At 72.4% G+C, this 16,376-nt stretch carries 17 protein-coding genes and 2 tRNA genes; 13 read left to right on the forward strand and 6 right to left on the reverse strand.

All coding sequences use genetic code 11. The annotated features are described in order from the left end of the window. Positions 1–18: 18 nt before the first annotated feature. Positions 19–450: an SSI family serine proteinase inhibitor gene (locus ACIPYQ_RS19300; RefSeq protein WP_361753357.1), complete on the reverse strand. Its 432-nt coding sequence runs from the start codon at positions 448–450 to the stop codon at positions 19–21. Positions 451–636: 186 nt separating this feature from the next. Here ACIPYQ_RS19300 and ACIPYQ_RS19305 point away from each other — a divergent pair. The 3 genes from ACIPYQ_RS19305 (at position 637) to ACIPYQ_RS19315 (ending at position 1,580) form a co-directional block, all read left to right on the forward strand. Next, positions 637–727, forward strand: a tRNA-Ser gene (locus tag ACIPYQ_RS19305). A 218-nt stretch (positions 728–945) separates the two neighbouring features. Next, positions 946–1,018, forward strand: a tRNA-Arg gene (locus ACIPYQ_RS19310). A 196-nt stretch (positions 1,019–1,214) separates the two neighbouring features. Further along, a complete protein-coding gene (locus ACIPYQ_RS19315; RefSeq protein WP_361753381.1) occupies positions 1,215–1,580 on the forward strand; it encodes a PH domain-containing protein in 366 nt (121 codons plus the stop codon). Between the two features lie 16 nt (positions 1,581–1,596). Here ACIPYQ_RS19315 and ACIPYQ_RS19320 read toward each other — a convergent pair whose 3' ends face one another. Continuing rightward, positions 1,597–2,508, reverse strand: a complete 912-nt coding sequence (locus ACIPYQ_RS19320) for an SMP-30/gluconolactonase/LRE family protein (protein WP_401252567.1) — start codon at positions 2,506–2,508, stop codon at positions 1,597–1,599. A 108-nt stretch (positions 2,509–2,616) separates the two neighbouring features. On the opposite strand from ACIPYQ_RS19320, the gene ACIPYQ_RS19325 reads away from it, so the two are divergent. The 9 genes from ACIPYQ_RS19325 to ACIPYQ_RS19365 all read left to right on the forward strand — a co-directional run bounded on the left by ACIPYQ_RS19325 (position 2,617) and on the right by ACIPYQ_RS19365 (position 12,062). Beyond that, positions 2,617–3,051, forward strand: coding sequence for an Lrp/AsnC family transcriptional regulator (locus ACIPYQ_RS19325; RefSeq protein ID WP_361753385.1), 435 nt, complete (start codon positions 2,617–2,619; stop codon positions 3,049–3,051). Next, positions 3,048–3,932: a DUF2797 domain-containing protein gene (locus tag ACIPYQ_RS19330; RefSeq protein WP_401252570.1), complete on the forward strand. Its 885-nt coding sequence runs from the start codon at positions 3,048–3,050 to the stop codon at positions 3,930–3,932. Before ACIPYQ_RS19325 ends, ACIPYQ_RS19330 begins: the two co-directional genes overlap by 4 nt. Before the next feature lie 149 nt (positions 3,933–4,081). Next, the gene (locus ACIPYQ_RS19335; RefSeq protein ID WP_401252573.1) at positions 4,082–4,420 is read left to right on the forward strand and encodes an antibiotic biosynthesis monooxygenase family protein; all 339 of its coding nucleotides are present in this window, start codon (positions 4,082–4,084) and stop codon (positions 4,418–4,420) included. Then, positions 4,404–5,285 carry an amidohydrolase family protein gene (locus ACIPYQ_RS19340; protein ID WP_401252576.1) on the forward strand — a complete coding sequence of 294 codons (882 nt, stop codon included), beginning with the start codon at positions 4,404–4,406 and terminating at the stop codon, positions 5,283–5,285. The genes ACIPYQ_RS19335 and ACIPYQ_RS19340 overlap by 17 nt, the downstream gene beginning before the upstream one ends. 77 nt (positions 5,286–5,362) lie before the next feature. After that, the gene (locus ACIPYQ_RS19345) at positions 5,363–6,130 is read left to right on the forward strand and encodes a response regulator transcription factor (RefSeq protein ID WP_361753393.1); all 768 of its coding nucleotides are present in this window, start codon (positions 5,363–5,365) and stop codon (positions 6,128–6,130) included. A 92-nt stretch (positions 6,131–6,222) separates the two neighbouring features. Next, entirely contained in the window at positions 6,223–7,761 is a 1,539-nt protein-coding gene (locus tag ACIPYQ_RS19350) for a sensor histidine kinase (RefSeq protein ID WP_401252579.1), read from the forward strand. A 25-nt stretch (positions 7,762–7,786) separates the two neighbouring features. Further along, entirely contained in the window at positions 7,787–9,055 is a 1,269-nt protein-coding gene (locus tag ACIPYQ_RS19355) for a glycosyltransferase (protein ID WP_401252582.1), read from the forward strand. Beyond that, on the forward strand, positions 9,052–11,310 hold the full coding sequence (locus ACIPYQ_RS19360; protein ID WP_401252585.1) for an ArnT family glycosyltransferase: 2,259 nt from the start codon (positions 9,052–9,054) through the stop codon (positions 11,308–11,310). The genes ACIPYQ_RS19355 and ACIPYQ_RS19360 overlap by 4 nt, the downstream gene beginning before the upstream one ends. A gap of 119 nt (positions 11,311–11,429) precedes the next feature. After that, positions 11,430–12,062, forward strand: coding sequence for a TetR/AcrR family transcriptional regulator (locus ACIPYQ_RS19365; protein ID WP_401252588.1), 633 nt, complete (start codon positions 11,430–11,432; stop codon positions 12,060–12,062). A 50-nt stretch (positions 12,063–12,112) separates the two neighbouring features. Here the strand turns inward: ACIPYQ_RS19365 and ACIPYQ_RS19370 are convergent, their stop codons facing one another. Continuing rightward, positions 12,113–13,678 (reverse strand): MDR family MFS transporter, encoded by a 1,566-nt coding sequence (locus ACIPYQ_RS19370; RefSeq protein ID WP_361753549.1) that lies wholly within the window; start codon positions 13,676–13,678, stop codon positions 12,113–12,115. Positions 13,679–13,769: 91 nt separating this feature from the next. After that, positions 13,770–14,234: a MarR family winged helix-turn-helix transcriptional regulator gene (locus ACIPYQ_RS19375; RefSeq protein WP_401252591.1), complete on the reverse strand. Its 465-nt coding sequence runs from the start codon at positions 14,232–14,234 to the stop codon at positions 13,770–13,772. 122 nt (positions 14,235–14,356) lie between these two features. Here ACIPYQ_RS19375 and ACIPYQ_RS19380 point away from each other — a divergent pair, with 122 nt between their 5' ends. Beyond that, the gene (locus ACIPYQ_RS19380; RefSeq protein WP_401252594.1) at positions 14,357–14,599 is read left to right on the forward strand and encodes a hypothetical protein; all 243 of its coding nucleotides are present in this window, start codon (positions 14,357–14,359) and stop codon (positions 14,597–14,599) included. 54 nt (positions 14,600–14,653) lie between these two features. Here the strand turns inward: ACIPYQ_RS19380 and ACIPYQ_RS19385 are convergent, their stop codons facing one another. Further along, positions 14,654–15,439 carry a hypothetical protein gene (locus ACIPYQ_RS19385; RefSeq protein WP_401252597.1) on the reverse strand — a complete coding sequence of 262 codons (786 nt, stop codon included), beginning with the start codon at positions 15,437–15,439 and terminating at the stop codon, positions 14,654–14,656. A 50-nt stretch (positions 15,440–15,489) separates the two neighbouring features. Continuing rightward, the gene (locus tag ACIPYQ_RS19390; RefSeq protein WP_361753407.1) at positions 15,490–16,332 is read right to left on the reverse strand and encodes an RNA polymerase sigma factor SigF; all 843 of its coding nucleotides are present in this window, start codon (positions 16,330–16,332) and stop codon (positions 15,490–15,492) included. Positions 16,333–16,376 lie beyond the last annotated feature (44 nt).

The following is a 16,376-nucleotide window of genomic DNA, read 5'->3' on the forward strand; positions in this document are numbered from 1 at the left end:
CCTGCGCATCCTCCCAGGTCAGGAACGCCCACTCGGAAGCAGAGGTTCCAACTCGTCCCAGCGGCTGATTTCGCATCCGTTCGTCCGCCGAAACGTGGCGTCCACCTTGTGGCCGTTCCAGGTTCCGGTGATCCGGGCGGTCGCGGGGCCGCCGTGCTGCATGGTGCAGATCTGCCGCTTGGAGACGGGAGCGAAGGGGTCCTTGCCCTCCTTGGCGAGCCGGTCCAGCCGGGCGCAGGCACCCGCGGCCTGGGGGTGGTCGCCGCCGACGGGGTCGCATTCGAGCCGGTACTCCCGGTCCAACTGTCGGTTCCCGGTGTCGGCCATGGTGATGGTGAGGCGGTCGGGCGGCGCCAGCAGCCCGCCCAGCGGCTCGGGCAGCGGGGGGAGGGGCCCGGCGGCCGCGGCGGCCAGGGCGGAGGTGACGGCGAAGGCGGCGAGACGCAGCATGGGGCACTCCAGGTCGTCCGTACGTCGTACGCCTGACCAACGACGGGGGCCCGCCGACGTTGCGTGCCGCGGCCGCTTTAAGGCTTTGCCCTCCGCCCGTCCCTCCTAGTACCGTGGGAGCGGATTGGTGAGGGGCCCTGCGCCTGTGTCATCATCTGCACGCACCCTCGTACGCGGGGGTGTGCTGGAGGCGTCGCCTAGTCCGGTCTATGGCGCCGCACTGCTAATGCGGTTTGGGGCTTACCCCCCATCGAGGGTTCAAATCCCTCCGCCTCCGCACCTCATCGAAGCCCCGGTCCTGACGGACCGGGGCTTCGATGCTTTCCGGGTCAATCCGGTCCGCTCCGACCTCTGTGCGAACCCATCCGGACGATCTTCGTCCGGGCTGTTTTCGCAGGTCAGCAGGGGTTTGGGTAATGGATTTCGCGTCCCGGCGAGGTCCATGTATTGTTGTTCTCGCAAGGCCAACGGGGCGCAAAACCCCGGGAAGCCCAAGCACTCGTAGCTTAACGGATAGAGCATCTGACTACGGATCAGAAGGTTGCAGGTTCGAATCCTGCCGAGTGCACAGCAGGACGAAGGCCCCCAGGAGAAATTCTGGGGGCCTTCGTCGTATGTCCCTGGCGGGGCGTCTCCTCCTTGATGGGGAGGGGGTCCCCCGGAGGTTGTCAGGGGTGGGATGGCTCTGGCGGGTGACGCCGACTACCCGCCGGCCTCGGTACGGTTTTTGAAGATCGTCCGAAGTCGGAAAACGGGGGCACTCAATGGGACTGTTCGGGAATGCGCACACCGTCGACCCCGTGTCGGCGCAGCGGGACTACGCGCGACTGCTGGGGCAGGGGGAGCAGGTGCACGCCGCCTTCCTGCTGATCAGGGACACGATCCTGTTCACTGACCGGCGGCTGGTGCTCGTCGACAAGCAGGGGCTCACGGGGAAGAAGGTGGAGTACCACTCGATCCCGTACCGGAGCATCACGCACTTCTCCGTGGAGACCGCCGGTCACTTCGATCTCGACGCCGAGCTCAAGATCTGGATATCCGGGAACCCGGCGCCGATCGAGAAGACCTTCACCAAGGGGGTCGACATCTACGAGGTGCAGGCGATCCTGACGCAGTTCGTCGCCCGGTAGCCCTCACCGGTAGCACTCAGAGGACGCGGGGGAGGCCGGTCACCGACATCACCAGGGAGTAGAGGGAGGTGGTGGCGGTGATGAAGAGGCGGTTGTTCTTGGCCCCGCCGAAGGTGATGTTCGAGACCGGCTCGGGGACGCGGACGCGGCCGATCAGGGTGCCGTCCGGGGCGTAGCAGTGGACGCCGTTCTCCATCGCGGCCGCCCACAGCCGGCCCTCGTCGTCGAAGCGGATGTTGTCGACCCCGGGGCAGGCGGTGAAGACCCGGCCGTCGGTGAGGGCGCCGTCGTCGGTGACCTTGAAGGCGCGGATGTGGCCCGCGCGGGTGTCCGCGGCGTACAGCTCGCTCTCGTCGGGGGAGAAGACGAGGCCGTTGGGGCCGAGGAAGCCGTCGGCGGCCAAGCGGACCTCGCCGGTCGAGGGGTCGGCCCGGTAGAGGTTGCAGGCGCCGATCTCGCCGGGGGCGCGGTGGCCCTCGTAGTCGCTGGTGATGCCGAAGTCCGGGTCGGAGAACCAGATGGAGCCGTCGGAGCGGACCACCGCGTCGTTCGGGCTGTTGAGCCGCTTGCCGTCGTAGCGGTCGGCGATGACGGTGAGGCTGCCGTCCGGTTCGGTGCGGGTGACGCGCCGGTTGCCCTGCTCACAGGTGATCAGGCGGCCTTCGCGGTCCAGGGTGTTGCCGTTGGGATGGCCGGCCGGGGATCGGAAGACCGAGACCGCACCGGTCTCCTCGTCCCAGCGGAGCATCCGGTCGTTGGGGATGTCGCTCCACACCAGCTGCCTCCAGGCGGGGAGGTACAGCGGGCCCTCCGCCCAGCGGCAGTCGTCGTAGAGGCGTTCCAGCCGGGCGTCGCCGTTGGTGCAGCGGCCGGTCCGGAAGCGCTCGTCCAGGATCTCGTACAAGGTGAGGTCGGCTATGGCAGACATGATTCCCCCCCGAGAGAGTTTCGCCGAATGATGTTCGGTCTGATGGTGAGATTGCAGGATCAGGTACCGTCTTCGCAAGGGTCGACAGGCCCAAGAGAGGAAGATTGCGTGGACGACATCGACCGTGCGCTCGTCCTGCGCCTGCAGCAGGACGCCGGCCAGTCGTACGCCGCTCTCGGCACGGCCGTCGGGCTCTCGGCCGGGGCCACCCACGAGCGCGTACGCAAACTGCGCGAGCGCGGGGTGATCCGGCGGACCACCATCGACGTCGACCCGGCCGCCGTCGGCAGTGGGGTCCTCGCCTACGTGATGGTCGACTCCAACGCCTGGATGGGCGAGTCCGGCGCCGACTTCGCCGCGATCCCCGAGATCCAGGAGGCGCACATCATCGCGGGCAGCGCTTCCGTGCTGGTCAAGGTGCGCACGCCCTCGACCGAGCAGCTGCAGGACGTGCTGCGCCGCCTCTACGCCATCGAAGGCGTCAGCGGTACGCATGCCACGGTCGTGCTGGACACCTTCTTCGAACGGCCGCTGCCGCTGTGACCTGGTGGTGCACCGGGATCCGGTGGAAGGACGGCCGACCGGTCATCGGGTGGTACGGGGAGGGGCGCGGCGAGCGGACGAGCGTGCTGGCGTACGGGCAGCGGCTGGCCTTCGCCGCGAGCGGCGAGCGGCACTGCCTCGGCGTGCGGCGCGCAGGGAAGCGGACGCCGTGTCCGACCGCCGCCCTCGTGCCCGCCCGCGCCGGGAACGCGCAGTGCCCCGAATGCGCCCGCCTCGACCGGTCGTTCTCCGTGGCGGCCGACACCAACGCCGCAGATCCGCGCACCTATCGGGTCTACCTGGCCTGGTTCGGGCCCGGCATGGTCAAGGTCGGGATCACCGCCGAGGAGCGCGGCTCCGCCCGGCTGCTGGAGCAGGGCGCGGTGACCTGGGCCTGGCTGGGCCGCGGTCCGCTGATGGCCACCCGGCGCGCCGAGGAGCTGCTGCGGGCGGCGCTCGGGGTGCCCGACCGGATCGCGTACGCCCGCAAGCGCGCCGTACGGGCCCAGCTGCCGCCGGGGCCGGACCGGGCCCGGGAGGTCGCCGAGCTGCACGCCCGGGCCGCGGCGCTGCCCGGGTGGCCGGAGTCGCTGGAGCGGGTGGGGTGCGAAGTCACCGACCATGCCGGGGCGTTCGGACTGGACGGGTTGCCGGAGCCCGCGCGGGTGCTCACCGGGATGGTCCCCGGCGGGGCCGTCGTGGGGAGGCTGGTGGGCGCGGCCGGTCCCGATCTGCACTTCGCGGACGGGCTCGTCGTGGACACCCGGCTGCTGGCCGGCTGGGAGCTCACCGCCCCGGGGGACGAGGCGGTGACGTCGGTCCCGGTGGCGGAGGTGCCGTCGGCCGCACCCGCGCCGGCGGAGCAGGACGGGCTGTTCTGAGGAGTGCACTCGGGACCCCGGTCAGCCCAGGTCGGCCCGGGGCGGCCCCGGTGAGCCCCTCGTCGGTCAAGGTCAAAACTTGGATCCCTTTGGCCTTCCGGGGCCGTTATCGGTGGACACGCCGGGGCGGTCCGCAGAGGCTGGAGGGCATGAGCATCCAGCCGGTGGCGGCCTTCGAACCGCCTTATGTCATGGCCGTTTTCAGCAATGTCCGGACCGACGACGACAGTGGATATCCCGAGACCCTCGCCCGGATGAAGGAGATCGTCCGGACGAATCCGGGGTACCTCGGGTACGAGTTCGCCCGCACCCCCGGCGGTCTCGGCATCACCGTCGCCTACTTCCGCGACCACGAGTCCCTCAGCGCGTGGCGGGAGGACCTGGAGCACCAGGCGGCCATGAAGCAGGGCCGCAACGACTGGTACGAGAGCTACACCCTGCACGTCGCGACCGTCGAGCGGAGCCACGGCTTTGTCCGCAACGGCTGAGGCGGTCCGCGCCTTCCGGGAGCGGCTAGGGCTGCCGGGACTGGTCGACGTCCACACGCACTTCATGCCCGAGCGGGTCCTGGACAAGGTCTGGGAGTACTTCGACGCGGTCGGCCCGCTGACCGGCGTCGAGTGGCCGATCACCTACCGGCACGAGGAGGAGCAGCGGGTCGCGCTGCTGCGGGAGTTCGGGGTCCGGGCCTTCACCGCCATGCTCTACCCGCACAAACCGGAGATGGCCGCCTGGCTCAACTCCTGGTCCGCCGATTTCGCCGCCCGCACCCCCGACTGCCTGCACACCGCGACCTTCTTCCCGGAGGAGAGCGCCGCCGCGTACGTCCGCCGGGCCGTCGACTCCGGGGCGCGGATCTTCAAGGCACACCTCCAGGTCGGCGGCTACGACCCCAATGACGACCGGCTGGATCCGGTGTGGGGGCTGCTCGCCGAGGCCGGCATCCCGATCGTGATCCACTGCGGGTCGGGTCCCGTCCCGGCCAAGTACACCGGACCCGAGCCGGTCGGCCGGCTGCTGGCCCGCCACCCGCGGCTGCCGCTGGTCATCGCGCACATGGGCATGCCCGAGTACGCCGACTTCCTCGACCTCGCCGACCGGTACGCCGCGGTGCGCCTGGACACCACCATGGTCTTCACCGACTTCTCCGAGCGGCTCAGCGGCTTCCCGCCCGGTGAGTTCGGACGGCTCGCGGACCTCGGCGACCGGATCCTGCTCGGCACCGACTTCCCGAACATCCCCTACCCCTACGAGCACCAGCTGGTCGCCCTCGAACGGCTCGGCCTCGGCGACGACTGGCTCCGCGCGGTCTGCCACGACAACGGGGCCCGGCTGTTCCGGCTCGACGGCTGAGGGCCGTTTCCCGTTTCTCAGGAAATTCACAGGCAGGCACAAGAACGCTCTCAGAGGTCCCGGAGAGCGTGTCCGGTATGACTGCGACGACCACCTCCCATGCGTCCACGTCCACCAGCAACCACACGGCCCTCGTGCGGCCCGACGGCGGGCCCTGCCGGGTGCTCGTCGTCGACGACGAGGCCGCGCTCTCCGAGCTGCTGTCCATGGCCCTGCGGTACGAGGGCTGCGAGGTCCGCAGCGCCGGCGACGGGGCCGGTGCGGTGCGGGCGGCGCGGGAGTTCCGGCCGGACGTGGTGATCCTCGACATCATGCTTCCCGACATGGACGGCCTCGCGGTTCTCGGGCGGCTGCGCCGGGAGATCCCCCAGGTCCCCGTGCTGTTCCTGACCGCCCGGGACTCCGTGGAGGACCGGATCGCCGGCCTCACGGCGGGCGGCGACGACTACGTCACCAAGCCCTTCAGCCTGGAGGAGGTCGTGGCCCGGCTGCGCGGCCTGGTCCGGCGCTCGGGAGCGGCGCAGGCCGCCCGCGGAGGTTCGGTGCTGGCCGTCGGCGATCTGCGGCTCGACGAGGACAGCCACGAGGTGGTGCGGGGCGACCGGGAGATCCACCTGACCGCGACCGAGTTCGAGCTGCTGCGCTACCTCATGCGCAACCCGCGGCGCGTGCTGAGCAAGGCGCAGATCCTGGACCGGGTGTGGTCGTACGACTTCGGCGGCCAGGCCAATGTGGTCGAGCTCTACATCTCCTACCTGCGCAGGAAGCTGGAGAGCGGCCCCGGGCTGGCTCCGATGATCCACACCCGGCGCGGCGCCGGATACCTGATCAAGCCGGCCGAGTAGTGCGCTTCCGCTTCCCCGCCCGCGGGGGACCGCGACCGCGACCGCGTGGCCGCCGGCCCTGGTCGCTGCGGACCCGGCTCGTCGTCTCGGCGGTGGCGCTGATCGCCGTGGTGGGCGCGGCCATCGGAACCGTCACCACCCTCGCCCTGCGTTCGTACCTGGTCGGTCAGCTCGACGAGCAGCTGACCACCTCCGTCGGCATGGCCGTCCGGATACCCGCCGGGAAGCCGGCCCGGCAGAACAGCACCGGCTTCGTCACGGCCCCCGGCAGTCCGCTGGACGCCACCGGGGTACGCCTGGATCCCGCCGGCACGGTGCTCGGGACCGCCCGCAACGTCCGCGTCGAGGGGGTTCCCGAGGACGCCCCGCCCCTCACCGAGCCCCAGAGCCGGGTCCTCGCCGCAGCCGCCCGGAAGGCGGCACAGGCGGCACAGGCCGCGCAGGCAGCACAGGCCGCGGCGGGCGGACAGGGCGGACAGGGCGCGCCGGGCACGCGGGCCCAGCCCCGGCCGGTTGACGCCGACCTCCCGGGCCTCGGCGCCTACCGGGTGCTGGCCGCGCCCGACGGGAGCCTGGCCCTCGCCTTCCCCCTGAGCGAGGTCGACTCCATCGTGCGCACCCTGGTCGGGGTCGAGGTCTGCGTCACCCTCGCCGGGCTGATCGCGGCCTCCCTCGCCGGGCAGGCCCTGGTCGGGGTCGCCCTGCGCCCGCTGCGCCGGGTGGCCGCCACCGCCACCCGGGTCTCCGAGCTCCCCCTGCACAAGGGCGAGCCCGCCCTCCACGAGCGGGTCCCCGACGCCGAGGCCGACCCCCGCACCGAAGTGGGCCAGGTCGGCGCGGCCATCAACCGGATGCTGGGCCACGTCTCCTCCGCCCTCACGGCCCGCCAGCAGAGCGAGATGCGCGTCCGGCAGTTCGTCGCCGACGCCAGCCACGAACTGCGCACCCCCCTGGCCTCCATCCGCGGCTATGCCGAACTGACCCGCCGGGGACGGGAGGAGCCCGGTCCCGACACCCGGCACGCCCTCGGCCGGATCGAGTCCGAGGCCACCCGGATGACCGGCCTCGTCGAGGACCTGCTGCTGCTCGCCCGGCTCGACGCGGGCCGCCCGCTCTCCAGCGCCGACACCGAGACCGACCTGGCCCCGCTCGTCGTCGACGCCGTCAGCGACGCCAGGGCCGCAGGGCCCGGGCACCACTGGCGCCTGAGTCTGCCCGAGGAGCCCGCGCCCGTCCGCGCGGACCCGGCCCGGATCCAGCAGGTCCTGGTGAACCTGCTCGCCAACGCCCGTACGCACACCCCGCCCGGCACCACCGTCACCGCGCATGTTTCACGTGAAACATCCGCCGTCCGGCTGATGGTCGAGGACGACGGGCCCGGCATTCCGCCCGAGCTGCTCCCCCGCGTCTTCGAGCGCTTCGCCCGCGGCGACGCCTCCCGCTCCCGCACGGCCGGCTCCACCGGGCTCGGGCTCGCCATCGTCCAGGCCGTGGTCACCGCGCACGGCGGGCGGGTCGGCGTACGGAGCGAGCCCGGGCGGACCCGGTTCGAGGTCGTGCTGCCGCTCGCCCGGCCGGCGGCCACGGAGCCGGAATCACAGACAGGGCACAGGCTCACCACACAGCGGTGACAGGCCGCTCCACGAGGGTCGGAGCATGCCAACCGACACCTCTCCCGGGGCCCTTCCGGTACGGGCGCCCCTCGCGCCCGTACCGGGTGAGCCCGTCCTCGACGTGGTGATCCCGGTCTTCAACGAGGAGAAGGACCTCGGCCCGTGCGTACGCCGGCTGCACGAGCACCTCACCCGGACCTTCCCCTACCCCTTCCGGATCACGGTCGCCGACAACGCGAGCACCGACCGCACCCCCGAGGTCGCGGCCGGGCTCGCCGCCGCACTGGACGGCGTACGCAGCACCCGGCTGGAGGAGAAGGGCCGGGGCAGGGCGCTGCGCACCGTCTGGTCCGACTCCGAAGCCCCCGTCCTCGCCTACATGGACGTGGACCTCTCCACCGACCTCAATGCCCTGCTGCCGCTGGTCGCACCGCTGATCTCCGGTCACTCCGACCTGGCGATCGGCACCCGGCTGGCGCGTTCCTCACGGGTGGTGCGGGGAGCCAAGCGGGAGTTCGTCTCCCGCGCCTACAACCTCCTGCTGCGGTCCTCGCTCGCCGCTCGGTTCAGCGATGCCCAGTGCGGTTTCAAGGCCATCCGGCGCGAGGTCGCCGAGCGGCTGCTGCCGCTGGTGGAGGACACGGGCTGGTTCTTCGACACCGAACTGCTCGTGCTCGCCGAGCGGGCCGGGCTGCGGATCCACGAGGTGCCGGTGGACTGGGTCGACGACCCCGACTCCACCGTCCACATCGTCCGGACCGCCACCGAGGACCTGAAGGGGATGTGGCGCGTGGGCCGGGCGCTGGCCGTCGGAGCGCTTCCGCTGGACCGGCTCGCCCGCCCCTTCGGCGACGATCCGCGCGATCGCACCGCGCTGCCCGGCGTGGAAGGGGGACTGGCCCGCCAGCTCCTCGGCTTCTGCGCCGTCGGAGCCCTGTCCACCCTGCTCTACCTGGTGCTGTACTCCGCCTTCCGCGGCGGGACCGGCCCGCAGACGGCCAACGGCGCCGCCCTGCTGCTCTCCGCCGTCGCGAACACCGCGGCCAACCGGCGGCTCACCTTCGGCGTCCGCGGCCGGGACCGGGCCGTGCGCCACCAGGCCCAGGGGCTGGTGGTCTTCGGCATCGGGCTGGCCCTGACGAGCGGTTCGCTCGCGGCGCTCGGAGCGGCCACCGCCCATCCCGCGCACGGCACCGAACTGGCCGTCCTGATCACCGCCAACCTCGCCGCCACCGTGCTGCGGTTCCTGCTCTTCCGCGCCTGGGTCTTCCCCGACCGGCGCGGCACTCCTGCGAAGGACGACATTCGATGACCACCGCGGCAACTCCGCTCTTCCCGGCCCCCGAGGCCCGGGCCCGTACCGGCCGGCGGGCCGCCGACCGGCCCCGCTGGGAACGGCCCGCCCTCGCCGGGCTGCTGATCGCCACCGCCGCCCTGCTCCTGTGGGACCTGGGCTCCTCCGGCTACGCCAACTCCTTCTACTCCGCCGCCGTGCAGGCGGGCAGCGAGAGCTGGAAGGCCTTCTTCTTCGGCTCTTCCGACGCCGGGAACTCCATCACCGTCGACAAGCCCCCGGCGGCCCTGTGGCCGATGATGCTGTCGGTCCGCCTGTTCGGGCTCGGCTCCTGGCAGATCCTCGTCCCGCAGGCCCTGATGGGCGTCGGCACGACGGCGGTGCTCTACGCGGCCGTACGCCGCCAGTTCGGGCCCGGGGCGGCGCTGCTGAGCGGTGCGGCCTTCGCGCTCACGCCCGTCGCCGCGCTGATGTTCCGCTTCAACAACCCCGACGCGCTGCTGACGCTGCTGCTGACCGTCACCGTGTACTGCGTGCTGCGCGCCCTCGACGGGGCCCGCACCACGTGGCTGGTCTGGGCCGGCGTCGCCGTCGGCTTCGCCTTCCTCACCAAGACCCTGCAGGCCTTCGTCATCCTGCCGCCGCTCGCGCTGCTGTACGCGGTCTGCGCGCCGACCCGGCTGCGCAGGCGCCTGGGCCAGCTGCTGCTGGCCGGGCTCGCGATGGTGGCGGCCGGCGGCTGGTGGGTGGCGATCGTCGAGCTGTGGCCCGCGTCCTCCCGCCCGTACATCGGCGGTTCGCAGACCAACTCGTTCCTGGAACTGACCCTCGGCTACAACGGCCTGGGCCGGATCAACGGCAACGAGACCGGCAGCGTCGGCGGCGGTGCCCGGACCGGCGGAGCCGCGGCCTACGGCCTGCCCGAGGGCGGCATGGGCGGCCCGGGCGGCAGGGCCGGGGGAGGCGGCTGGGGGGAGACCGGCTTCGACCGGCTGTTCTCGGGGAACATCGGCGGGCAGATCTCCTGGCTGCTGCCCGCGGCCCTGGTGCTGCTGGTGGCCGGTCTGGTGGTGACCTGGCGGGCCCGCCGGGCCACGGACTCGCTGGACGGCATGGCCCGGGCGGCCTTCCTGGCCTGGGGCGGCGCACTGCTGATCACCGCGATCGTCTTCAGCTACATGCAGGGCATCTTCCACGAGTACTACACCGTGGCCCTGGCTCCGTTCGTGGCCGCGCTGATCGGCATGGGCGTCGCGGTCCTGTGGGAGGAGCGGGGCACCGCGGCCGCCGCGATCACCCTCTCGGGCACGCTGGCCCTGACGGCCGTCTGGTCGTACGTGCTGCTCGGCCGCGCCACCGGCTATCTGCCGTGGCTGCGCTGGGCGGTGCTGGTGGGCGGGCTGCTCGCCGCGGCCGCGCTGCCGTTCGCCGCGCGGGCGGGCCGCCGGATGCTGCCGGCCGTGGCGGCGCTGGGAGTGGCCGCGGCCCTGGCCGGGCCGTTCGCGTACTGCCTGACCACCGTGAACACCGGGCACACCGGCTCCATCGTGACCGCCGGACCGGCGGTGGCGGGCGGCCGGGGCGGCCCCGGCGGCATGATGGGCGGCTTCCCGGGCGGCACCGGCGAGATGCCGCAGGGCGGCCCGGGCGGCCAGGTCGGCCAGGGCACCCAGGGTGGGCAGCCGGCCGGTGGCCGGCCGAGCGGCGGTCAGCCGGGTGGTACGCAGCCGCAGGGAGGCATGCCGCAGGGAGGCATGCCGCAGGGAGGCATGGCGCAAGGAGGCATGCCGCAAGGCGGTACGACGCCGGGCCAGGGCGCTGCGGGCGGACGCGGCGGTATGCGCACGGGCGGCGGTCCGGGCGGAGCGGGCGGTCTGCTGAACGGGGCCCAGGTCGGCGCCGAGGCCAGGGCGGCCCTCACCACGGACGCCGACAAGTACACCTGGGCGGCGGCCGCCATCGGCTCGCAGAACGCGGCCAGTTACCAGCTGGCCTCGGGTGCGCCCGTGATGGCGATCGGCGGCTTCAACGGCAGCGACCCCTCGCCGACCCTGGAGCAGTTCAAGGCGTACGTGCGGGAAGGGAAGATCCACTGGTTCATCGGCCAGGGCGGCACGACCGGCGGCGCCGGTGCCGCCGAGGGCGGCGCGCGCATGGGCGGCGGTCCGGGCGGCGGCACCAGCAGCGAGATCGAGAGCTGGGTCAAGGCCGCCTTCAAGGCGTCCACGGTCGGCGGAGCCACGTTCTACGACCTGACCGCTCCGACGTCATGATCCGGTCGTATCCGGTCCGATCGGGTCTCATCAGGCCCGATCGACAGGACACCCCCTAGCATCAAGAGGGCGGACCGGGCATTCCGGGCTGATCCACCTGTCGTGAGGAGGGTGCCTGCATGGTGACCACGGCCGATCCGGGCGAGCCCCGGACCAGTGTGTGGCTGACCGCCAGGCCCGCCGCTCCCGCCAGACGCCGCACCGAGGCACCCTCCGGGCTCGACCGGGAGCGGATCACCGCCGCGACCGTACGGCTGCTCGACGCCGAGGGGCTGGCCCGGTTCTCGATGCGGCGGCTCGCCGCCGGTCTCGGGGTCACCGCGATGTCCCTGTACTGGTACGTGGACACCAAGCACGATCTGCTCGAACTCGCCCTGGACAGCGCCCTGGGCGAGCTCGGGCTGCCGGCCGGCCCGCCGGACACCGGCGAGGCGGGCTGGCCGGGCCGGCTGCAGGCGCTGGCCCGCGGCTACCGGCGGGTGCTGGCGGACCATCCGTGGGTGGCTCCGCTCACCGCCGCCTACCCGAACATCGGCCCGCACGCGCGGGCCTTCGACGCCGCCCTCCAGCGGCTGCTCGACGCCACCGGCCTGGTGGACGCCGCACGGACCGGCGCCCACCTGGCCGTGTCGCAGTTCCTGCAGGGCTGCGGGGGCGCGGTCCGGCGGGCGCCCGAGGGCGACTTCTGCCTCGCGCTCGACGTCCTGATCGCGGGCATCGAGGCCAAGGCCAAAGCCACGGCCGGGGCCTGAGCCCAGGGCCTGAGCCCAGGGCCTCGAGTCCGCTCAGGCCTCGAGTCCGCTCAGGCCTTGACGACGGCCTCGGCGGAGGCAGCCGGCTCGGGCGAGGCCGCCACCGGGGCGTGTGCCGACGGCTTCGACTTCAGCGCGACCTCCTTGATGAACACCACCAGCACCAGGCCGAGGAGCGCGAACGGGGCGGCGTAGAGGAAGACGTCGCCGACGCCGTGCCCGTACGCGGACTCGATGACCTCGCGGACCGGTGCGGGCAGCTTGTCGAGGTCGGGGATCCCGCCCCCCGCGGTGCCGCTGCCCAGGGCCGCGGCCTTCGGCCCGAGTGCGGCCAGCCCGTCCTGGACGTAGTGCGTGACCCGGTTGGCCATGACCGCGCCGAGCGCTGAGACGCCCATGGCGCCGCCGAGGGAGCGGAAGAAGGTGACGACCGAGCTGGCCGCGCCCAGGTCCTCGGGGGCCACCTGGTTCTGGGTGGCGAGGACCAGGTTCTGCATCATCATGCCGAGACCGAGGCCGGTCAGGGCCATGTAGATCGCGATGTGCCAGTACGGGGTGTCGTACCGCAGGGTGCCCAGCAGCCCCAGACCGGCGGTCAGCAGCACGCCGCCGGAGACGAGCCAGGCCTTCCACTTACCGGTCTTGGTGATCACCTGACCGGAAACCGTGGAGGAGACGAAGAGCCCGGCGATCATCGGAATCGTGAGGATTCCGGACATCGTCGGGGACTCGCCCCGGGCCAACTGGAAGAACTGGCTGAAAAACACGGTCCCCGAGAACATCGCGATGCCCACGAACAGCGAGGCCGCCGAGGCCAGGCTGATCGTCTTGTTGCGGAAGAGCCGCAGCGGGATGATCGGGTCGCTCGCGCGGGACTCGACGAGGACGAAGAGCAGGCCGAGCAGGACCGCGCCGCCCGTCATGGCCCAGGTCTGCCAGGAGATCCACTCGTAGGAGTCGCCGGCCTGCGTGACCCAGATCAGCAGCAGCGAGACGGCCCCGCTGATCAGGAAGGCGCCCAGCCAGTCGACCTTGACGTCGCGGCGGACGACCGGGAGGTGCAGGGTCCGCTGGAGCACGATCAGGGCGATGAGCGCGAACGGCACGCCGACGTAGAAGCACCAGCGCCAGCCCAGCCACTCGGTGTCGGTGATGACGCCGCCCAGCAGCGGGCCGCCGACGGTGGCGACGGCGAAGACCGCGCCGAGGTAGCCGCTGTACCGGCCGCGCTCGCGCGGGGAGATCATCGCGGCCATGACGATCTGGGCGAGGGCCGACAGACCGCCGACGCCGATGCCCTGGACCACGCGGCAGGCGATCAGCGTGCCGGTGTTCTGGGACAGGCCCGCGACCACGGAGCCGAGGACGTAGATCACGAGGGAGATCTGGACCAGCAGCTTCTTGCTGAAGAGGTCGGACAGCTTGCCCCACAGGGGGGTGGCCGCCGTCATCGACAGCAGGGCGGCCGTGACCACCCAGGTGTACGAGGACTGGGTGCCGCCGAGGTCGCTGATGATCTGGGGCAGGGCGTTGGAGACGATCGTGGAGGACAGGATCGCCACGAACATGCCGAGCATCAGCCCGGACAGGGCCTTCATGATCTGCGGGTGGGTCATGGTCACGGCCGCGGAAGTGGATGCTCCCGCGGCCGCGGAGGTGGGTGTGTGGTCGGTCGTCGTCTCCGACGGGGCCATGTCTTTCCTTCGTCTAGAAGCTCGATCGGAGTCGGGCCAGCAGGGTGTTGAGCACGTCGATGTCCTGGGCGGACCAGCCGTGCAGGGCTCTCTCCAGCGCGGCCGTGTAGCGGGCGCCGAGCTGGGCGAGCAGCGCGCGGCCGGCCGGGGTGAGCCGCAGGATCCGGCAGCGCCCGTCGCCCGGGTCCGTCTCGCGCTCGATCCAGCCGCGGTCGGCGACATGCGTGACGTGCCGGCTGGTCACCGAGATGTCCACGGCCATGTACTCGGCCAGCCGGCTCAGCCGCATCTCCCCGTGCCGGTCGAGCACGGTGAGGACGGCGGCCGCGCCGGGCGGGCAGTCCGGGGGCAGGCTGCGGGCGAGCTCGCGCTTGACCGCGCCGATTCCGGTGAGCTGGCGGGCCAGCTCCTCGTGCGGAGTCGGAGTGGGCGGAGCGGCCGGAGGCGCCAGGGCCGTCGGAGCCGTCGGAGCGGTCATCGTCACCGGATCCCTCCATCTTGTTGCTTCAGGCAACCATAGAAGCGAATGGTTGCTACAGGCAAACGAATCTGGGGGGTGGGGCGGTAAAAGAATCGGAAAACCGGCTAGGGTCCTGCTCCATGGCTGAGAACCACAACTCACAGGTCCCCGAGGGCAACTACGACCCCGCGGGCAGCACGCAGATGTTCCGGGCCTTCGTCGAGGAGGCCGCACCGGCCCGCCAGGCGGCGCCGGGCTCCCGCCAGCAGCGCCGCGCCGCGGAGCAGGAGCGGTCCGGGTCCTCGGGCTCGACCGCCAAGGTGGCGCTGATCATCGCGCTCGTGCTCATGATCGGCGCGGCCGCCTGGGTGGTCCTGCACTGACGGACCCGGCGGGGGCCGGCCGCGCCGGCCCCGGCTCCGGGTGGTGGTGGCGCCTCAGCTCCAGGTGGCGGTGACGCTCCGGGTGTCCACGTGCATGCCCAGCGGCACCCGCCACGCCTCCACGCACACGGTGTAGGTCTGCGTCTTCGAGGCTCCGCCCGCGAGCGGCGCCGGCAGCGGCTGGGTCGTGGTGATCGTGGCCCAGTCGATGCCGAGGGCGCCGATGATGTGCGTCGCGAAGCTGACCGTGCCCGCACGGGCCGCCGTCGTGCCGGTGTTGGTGAAGGTCACCGTGACCCGCTCGCACCAGCGGTCGGCCGCGGCCGCCCTCGTCGGCGCGGACAGCGTCAGCTTCGCCGGGGTCACGGGCGGGGCCGGGGGCGTGGTGCCGGGCGTGGTGCCGGGCTTGGTGGTCGGGGCGCCCGGGCTCGTGGGTGAGCCCGACGGCGTCCCCGGAGTGTTCGGCGCGTTCGGCGTGCCCGCCGCCGGTGTGGTCCGCCCGGGGCCGGCCGGGGTACCGGGAGTGCCCGCGGAGCCGCCGGGGGCGGTGGCCGTGGCCGCGCCCGGAGCGGAGCCGCCCGGGGGCCCGGATCCCGGCGCATCGGCCGGCGTACCGGACGACGCGGAGGAGCCGCCCGCCGCGGACGGGCCGCCGAGCTGCTGGAACTCCACCGGGCCCTGGGGCGCCACGTTCTCCCCCGCGCCCCGTTCGGGGCCCGGGGCGGCAGCGCCCACGGCCAGGTAGCCGTCCCGTGCCCGACCGCCGCAGCCGGTGAGGCCGGCGGCCGCCGTGCAGCACAGGGCGAGGAGGGTGGTGGCCGCCCGCGATCCCTTTCGCATCGCGCCAGTTTTCCTGACGGATCGTCAATTGGGAAGCGGGCGGCGCCCGGTCACTCTCCGATGAGACCTGCGCGCAGCTGCGCGAGGGTGCGGGTCAGCAGCCGGGAGACGTGCATCTGGGAGATGCCGACCTCCTCGCCGATCTGCGACTGCGTCATGTTCGCGAAGAAGCGCAGCATGATGATCTGCCGTTCCCTGGGCGGGAGTTTGGCGAGCAGCGGCTTCAGGGACTCGCGGTACTCGACGCCTTCGAGCGCGGTGTCCTCGTAGCCGAGGCGGTCCGCGAGCGAGCCCTCGCCGCCCTCGTCCTCCGGGGAGGGCGAGTCGAGCGAGGAGGCGGTGTAGGCGTTGCCGACGGCGAGACCGTCGACGACGTCCTCCTCCGAGACCCCGAGCACCGCGGCGAGTTCCGGCACGGTCGGCGAGCGGTCCAGCTTCTGTGCGAGCTCGTCGCTGGCCTTGGTCAGCGCCAGGCGCAGCTCCTGGAGCCGGCGCGGGACGCGGACGGACCAGGAGGTGTCCCTAAAGAATCGTTTGATCTCGCCCACGACGGTCGGCATCGCGAACGTCGGGAACTCCACGCCGCGTTCGCAGTCGAAGCGGTCGATCGCCTTGATCAGGCCGATGGTGCCGACCTGGACGATGTCCTCCATCGGCTCGTTGCGGCTGCGGAACCGGGCCGCGGCGTACCGCACGAGGGGCAGGTTCAGCTCGATCAGGGTGTCGCGTACGTACGCCCGTTCGGGGCTGTCCGCGTCCAGGGCGGCGAGTCGCTGGAAGAGGGAGCGGGAGAGGGTGCGGGTGTCGATGGCTTCCGAGCGGTCGGACACGGCCGGCGCTGGCGCGCTCTTGACGAGCGTGAGCACCTTGGAGCTGCCCTGGTCTACGGACATGCCACCCCCTTGAGGTCGCGGACGGTCGCGTACGGCGCGCCCGT

Origin of the sequence: Streptomyces sp. NPDC090045 (assembly GCF_044747975.1) — a bacterium.
Classification (GTDB): Bacteria; Actinomycetota; Actinomycetes; order Streptomycetales; family Streptomycetaceae; genus Streptomyces.